Genomic DNA, 238 nt, shown 5'->3' with positions numbered 1-238 from the left:
AGTACACACAGTACGCCGAGTGTCATACTTTTGGTAGCGGCGTGAGCACGTAAATACACATCAGGCAGACGAATGAGTCCAAAAGCGCTAAATGCACTCAGCAATGCACCAAGCAAAACGATTAAACCTATAGCCGTTTCGGCGGTTACACTAACGATCTCCTTCATTTTTGAATACCGCCCCCCGTTCAATATAGCGTGCAAATGCCACCGTACTTAGAAAAGCCAGAATGCCAATC

General features: G+C 46.6%; 1 protein-coding gene. It reads right to left on the bottom strand.

From position 1 onward, the window contains the following. Nucleotides 1-167, bottom strand: a 167-nt coding sequence (locus AC1ECF_RS17825; protein ID WP_480390768.1) for a monovalent cation/H(+) antiporter subunit G, incomplete at its 3' end; no start/stop codon positions are given. Nucleotides 168-238 lie beyond the last annotated feature (71 nt).

Source organism: Psychrobacillus sp. Z3-81, assembly GCF_056620325.1.
Note: the sequence above shows the minus strand (reverse complement) of the source record. Positions and strands in the feature narration are given on the sequence as shown.